Below are 20,335 nucleotides of genomic sequence, written 5' to 3' on the forward strand. Positions count from 1 at the left end.
TTACTGGCACTCGGGCGCCTCCGGCGGCAACGGGGGCGATGCGATGCCGACATTCCAGTTCCAGGCGATGTCGCCAGCCGCGTGTCGGCGGCACATGACTTCCTCGTGCAGTCGATAACGCCCCGGCAGCGGCCGCGTCGCGGCCTGCGGCGCTTGCGCGAAATACATATACGCCTCGTCATGTCCGAAAGAGGGCCAGTTGGGCTGTCCAGCCGCCGACGGGTCGCCCGACCGCGCGAAGGACGACCAATAGTCGCGCATCGCCTCGGACAGATTCCGTTCGACGGGATCGTCGGGAACCTTGGGCCATAGTGGCGGCGTGCGGTCGGCGGTGCCGAACACATAGGGCAACTCGCTCGCGTGAAATCCGTGCAGCCCCATCTCGTCGGCCGCCGGATAGCCGTGATCGAACAGGTAAAGATAGGACGGCGCGCCGATTGCTGTCTGCTTGCGCACCAGCCGCTCGGCGGTCCACCCGTACATGGCGTCGCGCGTTGCGGCGAGCATGCTCTCGTCGACATCGTCGGCCGGATAGAATTTCAAAAAGGTGTCGGCGAGTTCGCCATAACCGGCCCGAATGCGCTTGCGGTACGCCTCCGCACTGTCGGGCCTGGGCGGCAGCAGGATGCGCAGCGAGCGGATCTCGCCGCTGTTGAAGCCCGCGATCAGCGGAACGGGCGCCTGCTCGCCCCGGTCGAACGTGTCGACGAGCTGGCGGGTCAGGACATATCCGTCGATCGTGCCCCATGGCAGATAGCCTGTCGCGGGCGCCTGTTTGACCAGCGTCGCGGCGTCCATCTTGCGCATTGCAGCGAGACTATTGCCGGCGCCGAGCTTGTTCATCAGCGCCGCGCCACTCGCTTCGGCGGATTCCATGCCGAACCGTTTTCCGCGCAACTCCGGCGTCGAAACCATATATGCGCTTTCGGCGATCGCCTTGTCGAACAGTCCGCGCGCGAGCGGCGACGCCATCAGATACATCACACTCAGCGCTCCGGCGGATTCCCCGGCGATCGTCACGTTATCGGCATTGCCGCCGAACGCCGCGATATTCGCCTTCACCCATTTGAGCGCGGCGATCTGGTCGAGCAGCCCGTAATTGCCCGACACGTGCCGCGGCGATTCCGCGCTCAGTGCGGGATGCGCCAGATAGCCGAGCACACCGAGGCGATAGTTGATCGACACGACCACCATGCCTTCCTCGGCAAGCTTCGCGCCGTCATACATCGCCTCGCTGCTCGCACCGTTGGTCAGCGCGCCGCCATGAATCCAGACGAACACCGGCGCGTGCTCGGCATCCTTGGGCGTCCAGATGTTGAGCGTCAGGCAGTCCTCGCTCATCGCGGGGAGTTCGTCGTGATAGATGCTCTTGCCCGCCGATCCCGGCTGGAAACATGCGGGACCGAAAGACGCGGCGTCGCGCACGCCGCCCCAAGCCGGCATCGGCCGCGGTGGCCTCCAGCGCGCATCGCCGATCGGCGGTAGCGCATAAGGCAGCCCCTTGAAGATGCGCAGATCCCCGCTCTCGATGCCTTGCACCGTACCCGCCGGCGCTTCGACGACGGGCGCTTCGGCCGCGAACGACACCGGATGCGTGGCCGTCAGCGCCAGCGCGACGGCCAGACCGCCCGCCGCCCTGCCGAGCTTCGTGACGCCGTAGCTGCGCATTACAGGTCCCACCCCAGCCGCAAGCCGACGGTGCGCGGCCGCAACCTGGCATAGCGCCCGTCGAGAAATGCTTCGGGGTGGACATAGGTGATCGAATGGTCGTCGAGCAGGTTCTCGACATAGGCGGTGAGCTTCCACGAACCGAAATCGACACCGCCCGTCAGGTTCACCGTCGTATAGGCATCGGTATAATCGTAGGTCGGGTTCACCTGGTCTGGATGGCCCGGAACGTTGGGAAACAGGCCGGGAAATTTGCCGACATGCGCGGCGTTCGCCGACACGAACGCATCAGCATCTCCGCCCAGCGCGAAATCGTATCGCACCGTCGCCGAACCCTGAAAGTGCGGCGAGGCGAGCTGGATGCCGTTCTCCGCGCCCGACATCGCGGCCTCCTGATCCGTGAGTTCGGTCACCTCGGCATCGTTGACCGATCCGTTAAGTGCGATGCTGAGCCCGGTGACGGGTCGCACGCCGATTTCGAACTCGATGCCCTTGCTGACCGCCGCACCGATATTGGTCGCGAACTGCACCTGGTCCGATAAACGGTTCGCCTGCACCTGGATATTCTGCCAGTCGATATAATATGCGGCGAGATTCGCCGTCAGCGCACCGTCGAGGAAACTCCCCTTCACGCCCACCTCATAGTTAGTGAGCGTATCGGAAGCCGCGCCTTCCGGAATTACGATGTCGCTGGGGTCGACCACGCTCGCCAGACCTGCGCGTGCATTGGCGACGGGCGAGCGAAAGCCGGTGGAAACCGTCGCATAGGTGGTGATCGACCGGGTCGGCTTGAACGAGGCGCTGACCTTGTACGATACCCTGTCGTCGGTCAGCCTGCGGCCGGTCGCGGCGGCGATGGGTGTCACCGTCAGGGGACCCGTATATCCGGGCGTGAGCGCGGCGGCGAGATAGTTGCTGTTGTAGCCGCCCGCCTTCGTATACGACCATACTTCGGTCGATGTATAGCGCGCGCCGCCGGTCAGCCAGAACGCATCGGAGAAGCGATAGGTGAGTTGGCCGAATCCGGCGAGTTCGCTCTGCGTGCCCACACCCGTGAAGCGTTGATAATATTCGTCCGAAAGGCCGGTGAAGCCCCGCGCGGCGAGATATTCCCGGCTCGAACGGTAGCCGTAATCGACCTGCCGCTCCTTGTCGTAGTAAAAGCCGCCGAGCACCCATTCGAACGGCCCGCCGGTCGACGAAGCGAGCCGCATCTCCTGAACATAGATATCGTCATAGGCATAGGCGTCGAGCGCGAACGGGAATGCCTGGGCGAAGGTGCCGGCGAGGTCGACCACGAAGGCCTGGTCGAAGGTCGAATAGGTCGTCGAGCTGACGAAGTTGGCGAAGCCGAGATCCCAGTCGAGACTGAGATTGTAGCTCGTCAGCTTGGCCTGGAAGAGGTCCGGACGATCCGAATAACGGACGAACGTGCCCCGGTCGGGGTTGGTCAGCGCCGAATCCTCGGGCTTGCTGTTCTCGTGCAGGACCATCGCCTTGACCTTGAAGCGATCGTTCGGCTCCCATTGCAGCATCGCTCGGCCGCCATAGTCTTCAAGGACGTTCGCCCCCTTCACACCCGTGCCCAGATTATCGACCCAGCCATCCTCGTGCCGGTAGAAACCCACGACGCGCAGGGCGAGATGCTCGTCGACCAGCGGTATGTTGACCATGCCGTTATAGCGCTGGCGAAGCGCGTCGCCGTCGGTGAGCCCGACGTCCACCAGCGCCGCCGCATCGAATTTGTCGACATCCGGGCTCTTGGTCAGAATGCGAACAGCCCCGGCCAGCGAATTCGAACCGAACAAGGTGCCCTGCGGCCCGCGGAGAAATTCCACACGCTCGACGTCGAACAAGGTTGGATCGAGGATCGTGGAGTTGCCGTTGGCGGAGATTGGCAATTCATCAATGTAGATCGCGACCGTGCCCTGCAGGTTCGCGCCGTAGCCGTTCGTCGCAATGCCGCGGGCGGTGAAGTTGTTGAAGTTGGCTGTCGGCTTGTTGACCACCACGCCCGGCGTCTCTCGTGCGAGGCCTTCATAGCCGACGATGCCCTTTTCGGTCAGTTCTTCCTGCTGAAAAGCGGTGATGCTGAGCGGAACGTCCTGAAGCGACTCGGCGCGCCTGGTCGCGGTAACGACGATCTCGTTTCCGTTTGTACGGCGGTCCTGCTGATCACCATCGTCGCCCAACTGCGCATCCTGCTGCTCGCTGGCGGACACATTGTCCTGCGCCAGGGCGACGCCCGGCGCCAGAATGAAGACGACCGCCGATGCGGACGCAAGAAGACGCTCCTTCATGCAATGCTCTCCCTCCCAAGTGCCGATCTCGATCGCCGGCATATGCAGGGGAATGGATCAAGGCGGCGTCGGAGTCAATACTCACTCTCGTGCGTGTGAATAAATGCGGTGGAGGCGATCTGCGATGGACACACGGACGCCATTTCGCTGTTCCACTGTTCCGCTCGGAACGCTACGCTCTCGCCGGGTGTTGGCGCACAGGCAATCGAGGAGGGACGACCAAGACATGCGCGAATTGCCGCCAGCCGGGACGTCGTCACGCAGATTCGACCGGAATCATCCATTTGGGCCCCGCACGCGCCCGCCTCTGCACGCCGTGTCGATCCGCAACCACATCGGCCGTCCGACGGCGCCTTTCCTGCAAGGACACTGCCATGCCTGAGGCACCCCGCACCTCGATCTCCTGGCCGGCGCTCATCGTTGGCGTGATAGTTGGGCTTATCGGTCTGGTTCTCGCCGCCGGCGGTGCGTGGCTCGCCGCGCTCGGGGGATCGCTCTATTATGTAATCACCGGTCTCGCGATGCTCGTCTCGGGTATCCTGCTCGCGCGTGGCCGTCTGCTCGGCGGCTGGATCTACGTCGCGGTCTTCCTGCTGACCATTCCCTGGGCCTTCTGGGAAGTCGGCGCCGACGCCTGGGCATTGGTGCCGCGGCTGATTGCGCCGCTGGTGCTGCTCGTGGCGGTCGCGCTGGTCATGCCAACCCTCACCCGGGCGGCACATCGCTGGCGGTACGCCTTCGGCACGATCGCGGCGGTGCTGGTCGTCTTCATCGTCGCAGGTTATACCATCGCCCGCGGAGATGCGCACCGGGTGCTTGCCGCTCTTCCCGCCGCCACCGGCACGATGCACGATCCCTCGCCGTTGCAAGCGGACGGCGACTGGCCGGCCTATGGCGGCTCCTATGCCGCGCGTCGCTATTCGCCGCTCGCGCAGATCACCCCGGCCAATGTCGGCGGGCTCAAGCAGGTCTGGCTGACGCACACCGGCGACATGCCCTCGTCAGAGGACGTCGCCAAAACCTATGGCGACGAGAATACGCCGCTCAAGATCGGCGATACGCTCTATGTCTGCACGCCGAAGAACTGGATCGTCGCGCTCGATCCGGCGACCGGTGCAAAGCGCTGGACCTTCGATCCGCATGTGCCCGACTCCGCCATTCCCTATACCGCCGCGTGTCGCGGGGTTGACTATTACGAGGTTCCCGACGCGGCCTCCGATACGGCGTGCGCGAAGCGGATCATCTTCGGCACGCTCGATGCGCGGCTATTCGCGATCGACGCGCACACCGGTCAGCCGTGCCAGGATTTCGGGTCGAACGGGCAGGTCGACACCAAGATCGGCATGGGACGGACGCCGCCGGGCTACGTTTCGATCAACTCCGCGCCGACCATCGTCCGCGGGGTCGTGGTCACCGGGCACCAGGTGCTCGACGGACAGAACCGCTGGGCGCCGTCGGGTGTCATCCGCGGCTTCGATGCGGTGACGGGAAAGCTGCGCTGGGCGTGGGACATGATGCATCCCGAATGGAACGGCTATCCCCCCGCCGGCCGGGAATGGGCGCGCGGCACGCCCAATATGTGGACGACCGCTTCGGGCGACGAGGAACTCGGGCTCGTCTATCTGCCGATGGGCAATGCGGCCGCCGATTACTGGAGCGGGAGCCGCCGTCCGCCGGAAAACCATTACGCAACCTCGCTCGTCGCAATGAACGTCGAAACGGGCAAGCCCGTGTGGCACTTTCAGGCGGTTAAGAAAGACGTCTGGGATTACGATTTCGGCGCGCAGGCGACGCTGATCGATTACAAGGGCACACCCGCCCTGGTGCTGCCGTCGAAGCAGGGCGACATCTATATCCTCGACCGCCGCACGGGCAAGCCGCTGACGCCGATCGGAACGATCAGGGCGCCGGGCGGCGGCGTCGAGCCGCAGGAGCGCGCGAGGACGCAGATCGTCTCGAAATGGCAAACATTGCGCAAGCCGCCGCTGAGCGAGCGCGACATGTGGGGAATGTCGCCGATCGATCAGATGATCTGCCGTATCCAGTTCAGGAAGGCGAGCTATAAGGGCTTCTTCACCCCGCCGACCGCCGACCGGCGATCGATAGAATATCCAGGCTATAATGGCGGCACCGATTGGGGCGGAATCGCCGTCGATCCCCGTCGCGGCGTGATCGTCGCCAACTATAACGATATGCCCAACTATGTTCGGCTGGTGCCCCGCGCCGAGGCCGAGAAGAAAGGCTGGGCACCCAGAAACCAGGCGCGCGGCGAGATCGGCGGAGCCGAGGGCGCCGGCGATCCGCAGGCGAACACGCCCTACGCGATCGACGTCAATGCCGGGTGGCGCCTGCCCTGGACCGGCATGTTGTGCAAGCAGCCCCCCTATGGCGGGTTGCGCGCGATCGACATCGCGACCGGCAAGACGATCTGGGATCGCGCTTTCGGTACCGCGCGGACCAACGGCCCGTTCGGCATCCCGTCCATGCTGCCGCTGACCATCGGCACGCCGAATAACGGCGGCGCGGTCGTTACGGCGAGCGGCCTGATCTTCATCGCCGCTGCCACCGACAATCTGATCCGTGCGATCGACCTCGCCTCGGGCAAGACGTTATGGACCCACAAACTACCGGCAGGCGGGCAGGCGACACCGATGGTCTATGAGGCCGAGGGCCGCCAGTATCTGGTGATCGTGGCGGGCGGGCACCATTTCATGGAAACGCCGATCGGCGACGAAGTACTCGCGTTCGCCCTGCCACGATAACCGGCCACAGATCGCGCATCCGGGCCTTCGTCCGGTCGGCGGGCCTCTCGCGTCCGGCCGGCTGCGTCGCATGGACTTCGTTTTCCCGAGCGCATCTTCGACATGGCGGTGCGGTGGTCACAGCCGGAATGTCTGTCCCGCCGGGCAATCGAGTTCGCTAGGGGAGCATGTCCGTCGTCCTGCGTGGAAGTTCCAGCGGCACCGCGTCGGATCACCGACCGGCGGCTGCCAGCAACTCGCTCAGGCGTCGCGACGTGCGCTTGAATTCTTCCAGGCCGAAGGCAAGCGAAAGCAGTTCGCCGGCGGCATCGGCGGGCACTCTTTTCCTGGTCGTGTCGATCGCCGCTTCCAGCTTCGCCATGTGGCCGTCATCCCCCCTGCCCGACGCGGCGGCATCGAGAAAGGCCTCGCCGGCCTTTCCCACCCGTGCCAGCGAAACACATAATCCGCGGTCCTGCCGGACGAGCGTTCCGACATTTGGCTGCTCGCACAATCTGTCGATTATGACGAGGCTGTGCCATATCCGGTACATGGCGTCCGCCATTTGCCGGGCCTGTTCGGCAGAACCATGCTTCAGATGCGCCGAACGACCGAGCACGCGCACCCGGCCGATATCGTCGAGAAAGCGATCGTGATCGGCGTCGAGATCGCGGCGGTTCCTCCGGCCCAGCAGGATATCGAATTCGGCGCGGACCAGGTCCGCGCCCGACGACAACAAACCGCGCGCGCTGCGCAGCGCGCGGGTTCCGGCGCTTTCCGGCCAGATGACGAGGGTTGCGACCACGCCGGCAACGGTGCCGACGGTGATCGCGATCGCCCGTTCCAGTGCGCCGTCCAGTACCGTCGCATCCGCATCCAGCGCGACGATCACCCCGGCCATGGTGCCGAAGCCAAATGCCGGAAACCGCTCCGCAACCGCATAGAGAATGAAGACCACCGCGCCGATGCGCCAGATCACATTGTCGCTGCCGCCCAGAAGATAGACGGATACCAGACCGGCCAGGGTTCCCAATATAGTGACAGCAATACGCACGAGGCCCGTCCGCAGCGTCGCGTCCGCATCTTCCTGGGTGACGAACAGGGCCGAAATCACGCCCCATGACGCGTATTCCAGTCCGCAGGCACGCACCACCAGAAAGGTGACGACGGCCGCAACCGCGGCCTGCGACCCGATCCGCAGCGGATCGCGCGCCGCGCGCATCGCCAATATCGCGTTCGGCCGCGCCAGGCCGGACCGGAGCAGGCGGTCTATACCGGGAACAGCGGATTCTCCGTACGTCGACAAGATTCGACCGCTCCGAAAATACGGTACGACCGGCTAAGCTGCCCCTTGCTCGCCCGTTTCGCGACCTCTCCGCCAGAGACAGGCAGTTCCCTGCCCGCGTCCGTCAGTGGCTCGCCGTTTCGCCGGCGGCGCGACGCTGGAGGAACTGACGAGTAACCATCGGAAGACCGTCGATAATGAACTGCGCCATGGCCTGCTCTTCATCGAGCGATTGCTTGAGGCCCGTGACCGCCTGCGCAAAGCCGCCCTCCTCCGCCATGGTGATGAGGCCGGTATAACTCGCCGCCTCGTAATTTTCGAAGGCGTAGTTGGCGAAGCTGTTCTTGACGATCTCGTCACCGGCGGCCGTGTGGGCGAGCGCGGCCAAGTTCCCGGACATGGTCATGCCCGCGTCCTTCACGGCAGAATTCTTTTCATCCAGGCTTTCCAGGATTTCTTCCACACGGGCGATCTGGCCGTGCGTTTCATCGATATGGCTGCGCAGCCGCGCCTCCACCTCCGGATAGTGTTCCAGATGTTCGACCTGTCGATTCATCAGGGCGAGCGCCTGATTCTCCAGCGCATGCACATCGCGAAGGCCGGTGACGAAAAGCGGACGTATGGTATCCCGTGATGCGGCCATGTTGACTCCTCCGGTGCAATTAGGTCGATAGCGCGTTATCTTTTGTCCTTCGGTTCAACACGGCGCGGCAGGCGCGCGTTCCCATGAAAAACGCAGGACTAACCTACGTAAACGAAATAGTCCCGAGGCTGCTTTCCGGCCGGCGGCAGTCGAGATTTACTTCGAAGGTTCTTGAGGCACGCGGCGCCCCGCCTGCGGAACATCTCCTCTCTGCGGCCGGTTCTGCTTTCCATGAGCAAGACTTCGAATAATGCCGAACTGCTTCAGGTCTGCATCCAGGACCTGCACAGCGGCTGTGTGGCGGCGGCGAGCCGGCTGCCCGAAATCATCGCCCCGGTAGCAAACCAGGCGTTGCGCGAGGCCATGGAGAACGCCCATGGAGATTATGCTGCCCGCGCTCAGCGCCTCGAACAGACCGGATATGATCTTTCCGGCCCTGAGAATCTGTGGATGAAGGGCATCCTCGACGACGCCGTGCGAGACACGCAAAGCACCGCATCCGGTCCGATCCTCGACGTCGCATTGGTCGGAGCGATGCGCAAAGCATTTCAGGCGGAACGGGTTTCCATCGAAACGGCACAGGTGTTGGCCGAACGCCTTGAACATGAAAAGACACTCGGGCCGCTGGCAGCGAACCATCGGGAGACGAGCGAAGCCGATCGGAAGTTACAATCCCTGCTCGCCCAGCTCGCGGCGTGACCGGGCGGTGTGGACCTGGCCGGCGTCCGCCGTATCGCGCGCTCGGGCCGGCGCCGGCACGAAGCACCATATGATGATCGCACCGCCGCTGATGATGGCCGCCCAACTGATTGCGCAGCAGGCGCAGATCGCCCCGGCAGCCAGCTTCAAGAGCGGCGGCGCGCAAGCCGATCTGTTCCGGTCTGCGGCGGAGGGATCGAACGAGGCCTTCGCAGCCGGACTGATCAACGCAGAACCGTTTCCGGCCTGGAACGGAATGGCCAGCGCCGCGCGGGAGGATACGAGATTGCGGTCGTTGAGCGTCTATGGCGGCAGCGGACGCCGCACTATCGTTTATTATCGACCCGGATCGGCTGAACGTCTCGCGACCGCTTGCCGGGTCAGGGTCGATCGGAAGGGAACGCATGAGGACTGGGCCGCTGCGCGCCGGTGGTGCCGGGCTGTTCTAGCGGAAACCGGCGATCACCGCTGACGGCCGCCCCGAGGAACGACGATATGCTGAAGGACTACATCGCGACCTGGGCGCATCATCGTCGGTCATCCGGTGCTTCGGTCGAGCGCGCCGACTGTTTCGGTGAAGTCGCCAAAGGGCTCATGCCGTCGGCACGCCATAGGATTTGAGGATGCGGTGGATCGCGGGGGCCTCCCGTTCGAGAATCGCCTCCACCCGCTTGCGAAGCGCCGGTTCGCCGCGCTGCACGCCCATGGAGATATCGTACACCATCGGCCATTGCGCCTGGTCCAGCCATGGCGTGACTTTTTCCAGCCGCAGCGGCACGTCGGAACGCTGCGCGAAATATCCCGCCAGCGGCCCCCAGACCATCGCCACATCGACATCGCCGGCGGCGACCGCCTTCACCACGGCCGAGGGCGGGTTCGGCTGCCGATAGTCGCCGTACAGCATATAGCCGTGGATATTGTCGATCAGGCCGCGCACCGCCATGGCGTGGGCGGGCGGTGTGTTCATGCCGTCGTCGCCGACCATCTGGATTCCGATGGAAAGCGACTTGAGACGCGGGTCATCGAGCGTCAGCCCGGCCAAATCGCGGTCGGCACGCGTCACGAACATATAGCTCGACCGGTAATAGGGACGCGTCGTTGCGACCATTTCGAGGCCGCTGGCGATGCCCGGCCAGATATCGCACTTCCGCTCCCGCAGCGTGTTGCGCACATAGCCGCGCCGCTGCGCCCACCAGACATAGCGAACCTCGCGGCCCAGATCCTTCGCGACCAACTCGGCGATCTTGTTCTCGAACCCCTCGCCCGCCCGGTTGGAGAAGGGAAGATTGTTCGGATCGGCGCAGACGACCAGCGTTCGGTCGGCATCGGCCTGTCGCTGCGGATCGAGCGGCGCCGGCGCGGCGCCGATCCCGACGAGCGCGACCGCCGCCGCCATGGCGCGGACGATCGCCCTCATGGCACCGCGACGACGCCCCATGGCCGTCCTCCCAGCTTCACCGTCCGCTCCACCTTGTTCGTCTCCAGGTTGATGATCGTCATGTCGCCGGAAAGCCCCGCCACAGCATAGAGCCTCGTCTCGTCGGGCGACAGCGCGATACCCCAGTTGCGATGCCCGACCGGGAAGGTGCGTACCACTTGGTGCGTGGCGGGGTTGATCTCGGCGACATGGTCGCCCCGTCCCAGCGCCACGAAGACCCGCTTGCCGTCCCGTGTGATCGTCAGTTCCACCGCCTGCACCGGATCGAGATCGGGCAACAGCTTCACCAGATCGATCCGGTCGACGATCTTATGCGTCCCGGCGTCGAAGATCGCGATCAGTCCGCGCAGTTCGGACGTCACCCACAATTCGCTGCCGCCCTTCAGAAACAATGCGGCGCGCGGCCGCGTCCCGACCAGCACGCTGTCTTTCAGCTTGCCGGTGGCGGCATCGATGAAGTGGGCCGTGCTCGCCGTTTCGGAAGTCGCGATCACCAGCTTGCCGTCGGGGCTGACAGCCATCCCCTCCGGTTCCGGTCCGACCGTCACCTCGTTCGTGATCTTACCGCTCGACAGATCGAGAAAGGAAACCGCGCTATGGTCCTCGTTGGCGATGTAGAGCCGCTTCCCATCCGGGCTGACGACGAAACGCTCGGGGTCCGTGCCCGAATCGAGCTTGCGGACGATCTTGTGCGTGTCGACGTCAATGGCGTCGATCGTGTCGGCGTCACCCGCTGCAACGTAGAGCGTCTTGCCGTCCGGCGACACAGCCATGCCGCGCGGCCGGGCATCGGTGGCGATTTGGCCCATCACGCGACCCGTATCGCCGTCGATCACATGGACGACATCGGCCTGCTCATCGGAGACGAAGACCGTGTCGGCACGGGATGCGGACGCGGCGAACATGGCAAGGAGCGTCGCTGCGAACGCCGCAATTCCCTTCACTGGCCCGGCCCCTTCACCGTCGAGGTATAATCGTTGGTAGTGTCGCGCGGCGGCGCCCAACCGGCATGCGCGTCCGCCTTGCGCGGCACCGGGGCCGGATTCTGCGACGGCGTCGGCCCGTGCTGCGCCGCCAGCGTTGCCGGCAGCGACATCGACCGCACATAGGCGGCGATCTTCCAGAGCTGATCGTCCGGAATACGGCCGCCCCAGGCGGGCATTCCGTTGGGACGCCCTTCGACCAGCGTCTGGTGGATCTGCGTCAGCCGGCCGCCATAGATCCACACATCGTCCATCAGATTGGGACCCATGCCGCCGCCGCCGTTGGAGTGGCAGCCGACGCAGTTGAACTGGTGATAGAGCCGCTTGCCCGTCGCGACCGCTTCGGCATTGTCGTAATATTGGTCGGCGCGCGGGTCGGTCGTCACCGCGGGCTGCGTCGAACCTGGCGCGAGCGCGGTATCGATCACGCCTTCGTGGTCGGGTTGCTCGGCGGGCATGGAGCGATCGCCGGCCCCCTTGCCACAGGCCGCGAGCAGGACGACCGCTGCTACGGCTATCTTAGTGCGGAAGCGCGAAGACATAAAGCGACCCTCCGGCAGTCGTGTATTTGGGCAGATCGGACATTGCGTTGACAAAGCCGAGGGCAGCCGAGCCGTCACGCGGATCGACCGGGCCGGAAACGACCGCTCCGGCCCAGCCGCCGACGCCGGACAGCACGGCGATATATTGATGGCCGTCGGGGCCGCGATAGCTGATCGGCTGGCTGATGATGCCGCTGTCGACCTTATACTTCCACACCAGCTTGCCGCTCTTGGCGTCGAGCGCCTTGAACCAGCCGTCCATCGTCCCGAAAAAGACCAGCCCGCCCGCGGTCGTCACGGTGCCGGACCAGACCGGGAACTTCTCCTTGTATTCCCAGGCGGGCTTTCGCCGGATCGGGTCCCATGCGGTGACGACGCCGCGATTGCCCCCCGGCCCCGGCTTCATATGCACCTCTGCGCCGACATAGGGCGTGCCGGCGATGTAGTTCACCTCCAGATTCATCCAGTCCATGCACAGATTTTCGTGCGGGATGTAGATGAGCCCTGTTTTCGGGCTGAACGAACTCGGGTTCCAGTCCTTGGCCCCGCTCGCGGTGGGGCAGATGTCGCGCACGACCTGGCCCAGCTTGGTCTTCTTCGCCGGGTTCAGGATCAGCCGGCCGGTCTTGAGGTTGACGCCCTTCGACGAATTGACCGGCCCGTAGGGATCGGCCGACAGCACCCGCCCGGTATGACGGTCCATGACATAGACGTATCCGTCACGCGCGATGCGGACGAGCACCTTTCGCATCTTGCCCGCGAACGGCATGTCCAGCAGGATCTGCTCATTGATCGCGTCATAGTCATGCTCGTCGTGCGGCGTGAACTGGTAGAACCATTTCGCCGCCCCGGTTTCCGGATCGCGCGCGAAGATGCCCGTGGTCCACTTGTTGTCGCCCGGCCGCTGCTCGGCGTTCCACGGTCCCGGATTGCCCGTGCCGTGCAGGATCAGGTCGAGTTCGGGGTCGTAGCTGATCCAACCCCACATATTGCCGCCGCCGATCTTCCAGGCATCGGCCGGCCAGGTCTTCACCCCCAGATCCTTGCCCCGGTCCGAGGCGTAATAGGGATGAAAATCGTCGCCGATCAGGACATCCTTGTCGGGTCCCGTGGCATACGCCTTCCACACCACATCGCCGCTGCCTTCGTCGAGGGCGGCGACCCAGCCGCGCACGCCCAGCTCCCCCCCGGAATTGCCGACATAGACCTTCCCCTTGGCGACCAGCGGGGCCATGGTGATCGTCTCGCCGATATTGATGTTGCCGAGCTGCGTCTTCCACACCGGCTTGCCGGTCTTGATGTCGACCGCGATCGTCTGCCCGTCGAGCGTGTTGAAGATGAACTTGCCGTTGCTCAGCACACCGCCCCGGTTCACCACGTCGCAGCACGCGACGCCCTGGCTGGCGGGCGCCGGCTTCGGGTTGTACTTCCACTTGAGCGGCGCGCCCGGCTTGGTGAGGTCGAGCGCATAGACATAGTTCGGATAGGCGGTGACGACATACATCGTCCCGTCCTTGACCAGCGGGGCGGCCTCCTGCCCCTTGTTGACGCCGAGCGAGAAGGTCACCACCGGCTTGAGGTTCTTCGCGTTCGCCGGGGTGATCTCCTGCATCGCCGAAAAGCGGGTCGCCGCATAATTCTTGGCGGGCATCGTCCATTCGCCATCGTCGCGCGGGGCGGCGGCGGGATTGGCGCGCGGCTTGCCCTTGTCGAGCGTGGGCGGCGCCAGCGAATTGCCGATCTGTTCGCGCGTGAAGACCTTGCTCGCGGGCGTCGGCGAGGGAAGCGTCTGCGCCAGCAGCGCTCCGGGCGCGACGGCGAGGCAAAGGGGAAGGAGGCTGCGTCTGATCATTATCCGTCCAACGTGTTGAGATAGTCGACGATCGCTTCGGCCTGCGCGTCCGTGAGGCCCGTATCCGGCATTGCGGTGCCCGGCAGCAAATGCTGCGGGTGCATGATCCAGCGCTTCATGTTGCCCGGCGTGTTTTCATAGCGGCCGGCGATGATCTGCTGGGTCGCGATCCCCTTCAGCGACGGCCCGACACGCCCGACCGCGGTGCGCACGCCCGGTACCACGTGGCACGAGGCGCACCGCTGCGCGATCAGCGCCTTGGCCGTGCGCGTGCCCGGTTCCGGGTCGGCGTGGCACGCGGCCAGACCGGCGATGGCGAGGAGCGGGATCAACCGGCGCATCGCGGCATCCACACAAAGGCGACGAGCGTGGCGAGCGTCGCAATGGTGAAGCTCACCCCGGTAATCGTGCCCCAAAGCGCGAGAAAGCGGGTGCGTCCATGACCGACTTCCGAAAGTTCCCGGTGCCCGCCTTCGCGTTCGCCGCGGACCTGTTGCAGCTTGCGCCAGGACGTCCAGGCCGCCAGCGCCGCGACCAGCGCCGCGACGACCAGCAGGATGGCGGCGCCGCCGCGCGTCCATTGGTAACCATGCAGCGGTTCGTCCAGCCGGTGCATGTTGGGAAAACAGGGCCAGCTCGCCATCACCGAGCCGATGCAGAGCTGCACGAACCAGGCGGCCGGGCCGCCGAACACCATGAAGAACGCCATCCAGGACGAGATTTTCTCCGCCTGCGGTGCGGGATGATGGCTGAGCGATTCCGGTTTCCGGCTCATTTCGCGAATCCCAGATACGGCGTGAGATAATAGGTGGTGAAGACGAACAGCCACACCACGTCGACAAAATGCCAATAGAGGATGCCCGCCGACACGCTGATCCGCCGCCGCGGCGAGAAATAATCGTCCAGTACCCAGAAGAACAGCGCGGCGAGGATGACCAGCCCGACGATGACATGGGCCATATGAAACCCGGTCGTCGTGAAATAGAGCGAGCCGTAACTGGTCGTGCCCATGCCATAGGTCTTCTTCGCCCATTCCCAGCACTGCACGCCGGCGAAGATGAATCCCATCACGAAGGCGCCGCCAATCCCCACCAGCGCCTGCGTCCGGTCGCCCTTCTCCACGCCCTTCTCGCCGTACCAGGCGACGACACTGGAGGCGAGCAGCAGCAGCGTGTTCGGCAGCGTCGGGATCATCTTGGGCGCAGGTTCGAGCAGCCAGCCGGGCAGCGCGCTCGCGCCGGTATAGTAATAGGAGAACAGCAGATAACTGAACAGCGCGGCTTCGCTCGCGATCAGCATGGCGACGCCCCACCATCCCGGCCCCGACCGGCCGACCGGACCGACCGGCAGCTCCTGCGGTTCCGATCGCGCGAACTCAGCCATGAACGGGCTCCTTCCGGTCGGGCGGCGCGCGCTCCAGCAGATTGCGGCGCGGCCACAGCCACATGAGCAGCGCGGCGAAGCAGCCGAGCCCGCCCAGACCGATCACGATCCACAGCTTTAGCAGCATGCCGTAGAACAGGACCATCATCGCGACGGTCAGCAGGAACGGCGCGACGTTGTCCTCGGGCGTGGCGACGATCCGTTCCGGCTCGGCGTCCATGGGCGAGGTGTGGAGCGCTTCCTTGCCCTGGTCGAGCGTCATGCCGCGCGTCAGGGAAGTTCGCGCCACGCTCTCGTCCAGTGCCTCCTCCCATAGCGGATGTCGCGAGGCGACGGTGGGGATGACCGCAAAATTATACGGCGGCGGCGGCGAGCTGACCGACCATTCGAGCGACGAGCCGCCCCACGGATTGGCACCCGCCGGCGCGCCGCTGCGCAGGCTCTTGATGACATTGAAGAAGAAGATCAGGATGCCGACCGCAAACAGGAAACTGCCGAGCGTCGTCACCAGGTTCAGCGTGCTCCATCCCATGCCGGCGGGATAGGTCCATATCCGGCGCGGCATGCCCAGCAAGCCGGTCAGGTGCATCGGCAGGAAGCCGATGTTGAAGCCGGCGAACATCGTCCAGAAACCCCAGCGCCCCAGCCGCTCGTCCATCAGCTTGCCGGTCATCTTCGGGAACCAGAAATAGGTCGCGCCGACGACGGGAAAGACGTTGATGCCGATCAGCACGTAATGGATGTGCGCGACTACGAAATAGGTGTCGGTCAACTGCCAGTCGACCGGCACGCTCGCCGTCATGAAACCGGAAACGCCGCCGATGACGAACAGCAGGATCATCGATGCGAAATAGAGGAACGCCGTGGTGATTACCGGCCGCCCCAGCCAGATCGTCGCGATCCAGGCGAACACCGTCACCGCGCTGGGGAAAGTGATGATGATCGACGCGCCCGAAAAGAAGGACAAGCTGAGCCCCGGCAGGCCGGTCGCGAACATGTGGTGGACCCAGACGCCGAAGCCCAGGATCATCACCGACACGGTCGCCAGCGCGACCAGCGAATGCCCGACCAGCGGCCGCCGACAGAAGACGGGAAGCCCGTCCGACACCATCCCCATCGCCGGCAGGACGATCGCATAGACCCAGGGATGGCCGAAGATCCAGAACAGGTGCTGCCAGAGCAGCGGCTGCCCGCCGCCGGCCGGCTGGAAGAAGTCGGTGCCGAACTGCCGGTCCATCCACAGCAGGAAAAAAGCGAGACTGACCGCCGGCACGACGACCAGATTGGCCGCGCTGGCGGTCAGCGTGCCCCAGATCATGATCGGGATGCGGTTGATCGACATGCCCGGCGCCCGCGTCTTGAACGCGGTGACGATGAAATTGGCGGCCCCGACCGTGGTCGAGATGCCGAGAAAGATCATCCCCAGCGAATAGAAGTCCTGGTTGAAGCCGGGATTATAGTCCTTCTCGGCAAAGGGGACATAGTTGAACCAGCCGTCATTCGGCCCCGCACCCACCAGAAAGCCGCTATAGAGAAAGATCGCCGATCCGAGAAAAACCCAATAGCTGAACGCGTTCATGCGCGGAAAGGCCATGTCGCGGCTGCCCAGCAGCAACGGCCAGAGATAATTGGAAAAGCCCGACAGGATCGGCGACGCATAGAGGAAGATCATCGTCATCCCGTGCGTCGAGAAGAACTCGTTATACTGTTCGGGCGTCAGCAAATGGAGGTCGGGACCGGCGAGTTGCAGCCGGATCACCAGCGCTTCGATCCCGCCCAGCGCGAGCAGGACGAAGGCGGTGATGATGTAGCGGATGCCGATCTCCTTGTGATCGACGGTGCCGAGCCAGCCCTTCAGCCCCGGCGCTGTTTCCCAGATCGCGTGCAGCCGCGCGCGCAGCATCTCGTTGTCGTCCCCGATTTCGGGGCGGCGGAACACGGCCTGCCTCATTTCAGCGTCTCCAGATAGGCGCGAAGGTCGGCGAGCTGCTGCCCGCTCAGATGCTGGTCGGGCATGAGGGCGCCCGGCTTGGTCGCCTGCGGATTCTGGATCCAGCCGGAAAGCGCACCGGGATTGTTGGGAAGGGTGGCCGCGGCGATTTTGCGGCGGCTCATGAGATGGGTGAGGTCGGGGCCGTAATGGGAAGCGGCGGTGGTGCCGCGCACGGCATGACACATGCCGCATCTGAACTGGACCAGCGCAAGGCCGCGCGCCTGCGCCGGCGTGGCCGGCGGCGGCGCCGTCTGAAGCTGCGCGGTCCGCCAGCGTTCGAACGCGGCGGCTGGCTGGGCGATCACTTCAAACCCCATCTTGGCATGCTCGAGCCCGCAATATTCGGTGCACTGTCCGCGATAGATTCCCGGACCGGCGGCCTCCAGCCAGGTGGCGTTCTCCTGCCCCGGAATCGCGTCGGTCTTGCCTGTCAGCTTCGGAACCCAAAAGCTGTGAATCACGTCGCCGCCGTGCAGGCGCACCAGCACCTTGCGCCCGACCGGAATGTGTATCTCGTTCGCGGTGGCGAAGGTATCGGACGGCGTGTCGCCATGATATTTCACCTCCCACCACCACTGGTGCGCGGTCACGTCGAGCAGGAGGTCCGGGCGCCGAGGGGATCCGGCCACGCTCGCCAACGCACCGACCGTCCACACAAGGGCGATGGCGAGCGGAATGGCGGTAAGCACGACGCCGATCCAGATCCACCTGATGCCGTTGCCGTTGCGCGCCACGGCGGCAGCGGACGTTTCCGCCGCACCACCGCTCGAATGCGACCGCCGGACGCCGATCCACACCAGCGCACCAATGATGACGCACACGAGGATCGAGACGATCAGGACATACCAGGTCAACGGTACGATCGTCGCAGCACGGCTGCCCGCACTGGACAGGTAACCGAGCGGCGTCGCGCCGCTCATGCCGGCTCCGCCTCCAGCTTGCGCCACAGCGCGCTACAGGAACGCAGGGCGGCCCAGAGGAAGAACACCATGCCGGGCACCCACATCAGCACGCCGCCCAGATGCTGGTCGGCCAGAGGCGTCAGTCCCCAGATGTGCGTCGTGGCATAATGCGGCCGGTACATCGGCCAGGAAGCAAGCGTGATCACCGCGCCCAGCAATCCCATCTGCACCGACGCCACCGTTCCGGCGGCCAGCACGGACACCGCCCGTTCCGGTGCATGGTCGATCAGTTCCGCCCACAGCCAGATGGCGCTGCCGAAAAGCGATATGTGCATTGCCCAATAGACCGGCGTCGACAGGAAGGTCCATTCATAGGGTACGGGCATGTGCCAGAACCATAAAAAGGCGGAAAAAGCGGCTACCGCTCCCCAGCGCGAAGCGGCCGTGCCACGAAACCGCCAACCTGGAAGCGTGCTCGCGATCAGCGGTGCCGCGAGCAGGATCAGGATCATGTGCTGGCCGATCCGCGCCGCGAAAAGCGAGACCGACAATGCGCATAGCGGCGAGACAAAGGCCGCTGTCGCAATCGCCCAGCCGAATGATGCGCTGTGGATGGAACGGCCGGTGCGCCTATTGTGCCAAAGATGAAGCAGCGTGAGCGCGGCAAGCGCCAAGAAGAGAACGGGGTCCAGGTTGAATCGCTCAGCAAGGCTGCCGGGTATCGGCGGTGCGCCGCAATAAGTCGCTCCTGGCATCATGATCGAAACCTGCCCCTCTCTTGCGCTTATGCTGTATTTCCAGCGTGCCGTGTCAGGCCATAAACCACCGGTAACCGGCTCGTCCCTAACATGAGTGAGTCGTGAACATGGTGTTCACCCGAAATTCAGGAGGCTTTCTCCGCCTCGAACGCGGATACCGTTGCGTGCAGCACCTCGACATCCTGATCGACAGTGCCGCCGCTGGCGCCGACGGCGCCGATCACCGTACCGTCGCGCATGATCGGCGCTCCGCCGCCAAAGACGACGACATCACCGTCATTGGTAGTGTGAATGCCGAACAGCGGCTTGCCGGACTGGGCCATGCCGCCCAGCTTCTCGGTCGACATGTCGAAGGCGCGGGCGGTGAAGGCCTTGTTGATCGCGATGTCGATGCTCCCGATCCAGGCCCCGTCCATCCGCACATGGGCAACCAGATTGCCGCCGGCGTCCACCACGGCCATATTGTAGGGAACGCCGATCTGCTCGGCCTTCGCTTCGCCCGCGGCGATGAGCTGGCGCGCATCGTTCAGCGTCAGTGTTTCGATCTGTCTTGGCACCTCGAATCTCCTCTATAAGCGTCGGGGCCCGCAATCATGCGGGCAAGGCTTTATGCGCGGAAGGATCGGCGGCAGAACCGCTCAGTCCCCGGGCGACCAGCGTGTCGAGCGCCGCCGCCCCGAGCACGAAGGCGGCAGCTCCCCAGATCGCCTTGTTCTTCGGCGAGTGCCGCGCCGCCAACGCCAGGGCGCCGAGGTCGAGCGCGTCACCGGCAACCCGCCCCCAGACCCGCGCGGCATGCGCGGGAGCCTGAAGCAGCGCCACGCCGCTCGCGATCTCGCGCCCGCCGAAGGCTCGAACGGTACGGCTATGCCCTTCGGCGTCCAGTGCTTTTGCGATCCGCTTCCCGGCCAGCAATTCGACCGCGCCCAGCCCGATACTGAACCAACCCAGCACGCGCGACATCTTCTTGTAATTCATAGCCGATCTCCACAGTCCCGAAGGGAGAACGGCACCAGCGGCAGCAGGTTCCGGTCAGCGTTCGAATCTCGTCCGCACGCCGATTTGGACGAAGCTCTACGCGGCAAGGGCGTCGGCGGCATTGGTAATGTGGAGCGGATGGCGCTGGCGCCGAGCGGCAGGGAGGACTG

The 20,335-nt window shown here is 64.7% G+C and carries 19 protein-coding genes; 3 read left to right on the forward strand and 16 right to left on the reverse strand.

Annotated features, from left to right (window positions below; genetic code table 11):
- Together RPR59_RS09450 and RPR59_RS09455 are read right to left on the reverse strand one after the other, a co-directional pair.
- Positions 1-1,668 (reverse strand): carboxylesterase/lipase family protein, encoded by a 1,668-nt coding sequence (locus tag RPR59_RS09450; RefSeq protein ID WP_313913397.1) that lies wholly within the window; start codon positions 1,666-1,668, stop codon positions 1-3.
- The gene (locus RPR59_RS09455) at positions 1,668-3,968 is read right to left on the reverse strand and encodes a TonB-dependent receptor (RefSeq protein WP_313913399.1); all 2,301 of its coding nucleotides are present in this window, start codon (positions 3,966-3,968) and stop codon (positions 1,668-1,670) included. The genes RPR59_RS09450 and RPR59_RS09455 overlap by 1 nt, the downstream gene beginning before the upstream one ends.
- Before the next feature lie 374 nt (positions 3,969-4,342).
- Here RPR59_RS09455 and RPR59_RS09460 point away from each other — a divergent pair, with 374 nt between their 5' ends.
- Positions 4,343-6,730, forward strand: coding sequence for a membrane-bound PQQ-dependent dehydrogenase, glucose/quinate/shikimate family (locus tag RPR59_RS09460; RefSeq protein ID WP_313913401.1), 2,388 nt, complete (start codon positions 4,343-4,345; stop codon positions 6,728-6,730).
- A gap of 211 nt (positions 6,731-6,941) precedes the next feature.
- On the opposite strand, the gene RPR59_RS09465 is transcribed toward RPR59_RS09460, so the two are convergent.
- Together RPR59_RS09465 and RPR59_RS09470 are read right to left on the reverse strand one after the other, a co-directional pair.
- Complete coding sequence (locus tag RPR59_RS09465; RefSeq protein ID WP_313913403.1) at positions 6,942-7,931, reverse strand: FUSC family protein; 990 nt, start codon at positions 7,929-7,931, stop codon at positions 6,942-6,944.
- A 187-nt stretch (positions 7,932-8,118) separates the two neighbouring features.
- Entirely contained in the window at positions 8,119-8,583 is a 465-nt protein-coding gene (locus RPR59_RS09470; RefSeq protein ID WP_313913405.1) for a ferritin-like domain-containing protein, read from the reverse strand.
- A 285-nt stretch (positions 8,584-8,868) separates the two neighbouring features.
- Here RPR59_RS09470 and RPR59_RS09475 point away from each other — a divergent pair, with 285 nt between their 5' ends.
- Positions 8,869-9,336, forward strand: coding sequence for a DUF892 family protein (locus RPR59_RS09475; RefSeq protein WP_313913407.1), 468 nt, complete (start codon positions 8,869-8,871; stop codon positions 9,334-9,336).
- A gap of 70 nt (positions 9,337-9,406) precedes the next feature.
- On the forward strand, positions 9,407-9,808 hold the full coding sequence (locus RPR59_RS09480; RefSeq protein ID WP_313913408.1) for a hypothetical protein: 402 nt from the start codon (positions 9,407-9,409) through the stop codon (positions 9,806-9,808).
- Between the two features lie 120 nt (positions 9,809-9,928).
- On the opposite strand, the gene RPR59_RS09485 is transcribed toward RPR59_RS09480, so the two are convergent.
- The 12 genes from RPR59_RS09485 to RPR59_RS09540 all read right to left on the reverse strand — a co-directional run bounded on the left by RPR59_RS09485 (position 9,929) and on the right by RPR59_RS09540 (position 20,165).
- Positions 9,929-10,753 carry a substrate-binding domain-containing protein gene (locus tag RPR59_RS09485; protein WP_313913409.1) on the reverse strand — a complete coding sequence of 275 codons (825 nt, stop codon included), beginning with the start codon at positions 10,751-10,753 and terminating at the stop codon, positions 9,929-9,931.
- Positions 10,750-11,718: a PQQ-dependent catabolism-associated beta-propeller protein gene (locus RPR59_RS09490; protein ID WP_313913412.1), complete on the reverse strand. Its 969-nt coding sequence runs from the start codon at positions 11,716-11,718 to the stop codon at positions 10,750-10,752. The genes RPR59_RS09485 and RPR59_RS09490 overlap by 4 nt, the downstream gene beginning before the upstream one ends.
- Positions 11,715-12,215: a c-type cytochrome gene (locus RPR59_RS09495; RefSeq protein ID WP_313913414.1), complete on the reverse strand. Its 501-nt coding sequence runs from the start codon at positions 12,213-12,215 to the stop codon at positions 11,715-11,717. The genes RPR59_RS09490 and RPR59_RS09495 overlap by 4 nt, the downstream gene beginning before the upstream one ends.
- A gap of 61 nt (positions 12,216-12,276) precedes the next feature.
- On the reverse strand, positions 12,277-14,151 hold the full coding sequence (locus tag RPR59_RS09500) for a methanol/ethanol family PQQ-dependent dehydrogenase (protein ID WP_313913416.1): 1,875 nt from the start codon (positions 14,149-14,151) through the stop codon (positions 12,277-12,279).
- Positions 14,151-14,492 (reverse strand): c-type cytochrome, encoded by a 342-nt coding sequence (locus tag RPR59_RS09505; RefSeq protein WP_313913418.1) that lies wholly within the window; start codon positions 14,490-14,492, stop codon positions 14,151-14,153. Before RPR59_RS09505 ends, RPR59_RS09500 begins: the two co-directional genes overlap by 1 nt.
- On the reverse strand, positions 14,480-14,926 hold the full coding sequence (locus RPR59_RS09510; RefSeq protein ID WP_313913419.1) for a hypothetical protein: 447 nt from the start codon (positions 14,924-14,926) through the stop codon (positions 14,480-14,482). The genes RPR59_RS09505 and RPR59_RS09510 overlap by 13 nt, the downstream gene beginning before the upstream one ends.
- The gene (locus tag RPR59_RS09515) at positions 14,923-15,534 is read right to left on the reverse strand and encodes a cytochrome c oxidase subunit 3 (RefSeq protein WP_313913421.1); all 612 of its coding nucleotides are present in this window, start codon (positions 15,532-15,534) and stop codon (positions 14,923-14,925) included. The genes RPR59_RS09510 and RPR59_RS09515 overlap by 4 nt, the downstream gene beginning before the upstream one ends.
- Complete coding sequence (locus tag RPR59_RS09520; RefSeq protein ID WP_313913424.1) at positions 15,527-17,485, reverse strand: cytochrome c oxidase subunit I; 1,959 nt, start codon at positions 17,483-17,485, stop codon at positions 15,527-15,529. Before RPR59_RS09520 ends, RPR59_RS09515 begins: the two co-directional genes overlap by 8 nt.
- A complete protein-coding gene (gene coxB / locus RPR59_RS09525) occupies positions 17,482-18,447 on the reverse strand; it encodes a cytochrome c oxidase subunit II (RefSeq protein ID WP_313913426.1) in 966 nt (321 codons plus the stop codon). Before coxB ends, RPR59_RS09520 begins: the two co-directional genes overlap by 4 nt.
- On the reverse strand, positions 18,444-18,980 hold the full coding sequence (locus RPR59_RS09530; RefSeq protein ID WP_313913428.1) for a cytochrome c oxidase assembly protein: 537 nt from the start codon (positions 18,978-18,980) through the stop codon (positions 18,444-18,446). Before RPR59_RS09530 ends, coxB begins: the two co-directional genes overlap by 4 nt.
- 332 nt (positions 18,981-19,312) lie before the next feature.
- A complete protein-coding gene (locus RPR59_RS09535) occupies positions 19,313-19,744 on the reverse strand; it encodes a GlcG/HbpS family heme-binding protein (RefSeq protein ID WP_313913430.1) in 432 nt (143 codons plus the stop codon).
- A 34-nt stretch (positions 19,745-19,778) separates the two neighbouring features.
- A complete protein-coding gene (locus tag RPR59_RS09540) occupies positions 19,779-20,165 on the reverse strand; it encodes a hypothetical protein (protein WP_313913432.1) in 387 nt (128 codons plus the stop codon).
- Positions 20,166-20,335 lie beyond the last annotated feature (170 nt).

The organism is Stakelama saccharophila, from assembly GCF_032229225.1.
In the GTDB taxonomy this organism is placed as follows: Bacteria; Pseudomonadota; Alphaproteobacteria; order Sphingomonadales; family Sphingomonadaceae; genus Sphingomonas; species Sphingomonas saccharophila.

What these genes read in the sequence shown, in the direction of transcription:
- RPR59_RS09485 (WP_313913409.1), bottom strand. Translation starts at nt 10,753, where the DNA reads ATGAGGGCGATCGTCCGCGCCATGGCGGCGGCGGTCGCGCTCGTCGGG.
- RPR59_RS09455 (WP_313913399.1), bottom strand. Translation starts at nt 3,968, where the DNA reads ATGAAGGAGCGTCTTCTTGCGTCCGCATCGGCGGTCGTCTTCATTCTG.
- RPR59_RS09450 (WP_313913397.1), bottom strand. Translation starts at nt 1,668, where the DNA reads ATGCGCAGCTACGGCGTCACGAAGCTCGGCAGGGCGGCGGGCGGTCTG.
- RPR59_RS09475 (WP_313913407.1), top strand. Translation starts at nt 8,869, where the DNA reads ATGAGCAAGACTTCGAATAATGCCGAACTGCTTCAGGTCTGCATCCAG.
- RPR59_RS09505 (WP_313913418.1), bottom strand. Translation starts at nt 14,492, where the DNA reads ATGCGCCGGTTGATCCCGCTCCTCGCCATCGCCGGTCTGGCCGCGTGC.
- RPR59_RS09460 (WP_313913401.1), top strand. Translation starts at nt 4,343, where the DNA reads ATGCCTGAGGCACCCCGCACCTCGATCTCCTGGCCGGCGCTCATCGTT.
- RPR59_RS09510 (WP_313913419.1), bottom strand. Translation starts at nt 14,926, where the DNA reads ATGAGCCGGAAACCGGAATCGCTCAGCCATCATCCCGCACCGCAGGCG.
- RPR59_RS09515 (WP_313913421.1), bottom strand. Translation starts at nt 15,534, where the DNA reads ATGGCTGAGTTCGCGCGATCGGAACCGCAGGAGCTGCCGGTCGGTCCG.
- RPR59_RS09495 (WP_313913414.1), bottom strand. Translation starts at nt 12,215, where the DNA reads ATGCCCGCCGAGCAACCCGACCACGAAGGCGTGATCGATACCGCGCTC.
- RPR59_RS09540 (WP_313913432.1), bottom strand. Translation starts at nt 20,165, where the DNA reads ATGAATTACAAGAAGATGTCGCGCGTGCTGGGTTGGTTCAGTATCGGG.
- RPR59_RS09500 (WP_313913416.1), bottom strand. Translation starts at nt 14,151, where the DNA reads ATGATCAGACGCAGCCTCCTTCCCCTTTGCCTCGCCGTCGCGCCCGGA.
- coxB (WP_313913426.1), bottom strand. Translation starts at nt 18,447, where the DNA reads ATGAGCGGCGCGACGCCGCTCGGTTACCTGTCCAGTGCGGGCAGCCGT.
- RPR59_RS09465 (WP_313913403.1), bottom strand. Translation starts at nt 7,931, where the DNA reads ATGCGCGCGGCGCGCGATCCGCTGCGGATCGGGTCGCAGGCCGCGGTT.
- RPR59_RS09480 (WP_313913408.1), top strand. Translation starts at nt 9,407, where the DNA reads ATGATGATCGCACCGCCGCTGATGATGGCCGCCCAACTGATTGCGCAG.
- RPR59_RS09520 (WP_313913424.1), bottom strand. Translation starts at nt 17,485, where the DNA reads ATGAGGCAGGCCGTGTTCCGCCGCCCCGAAATCGGGGACGACAACGAG.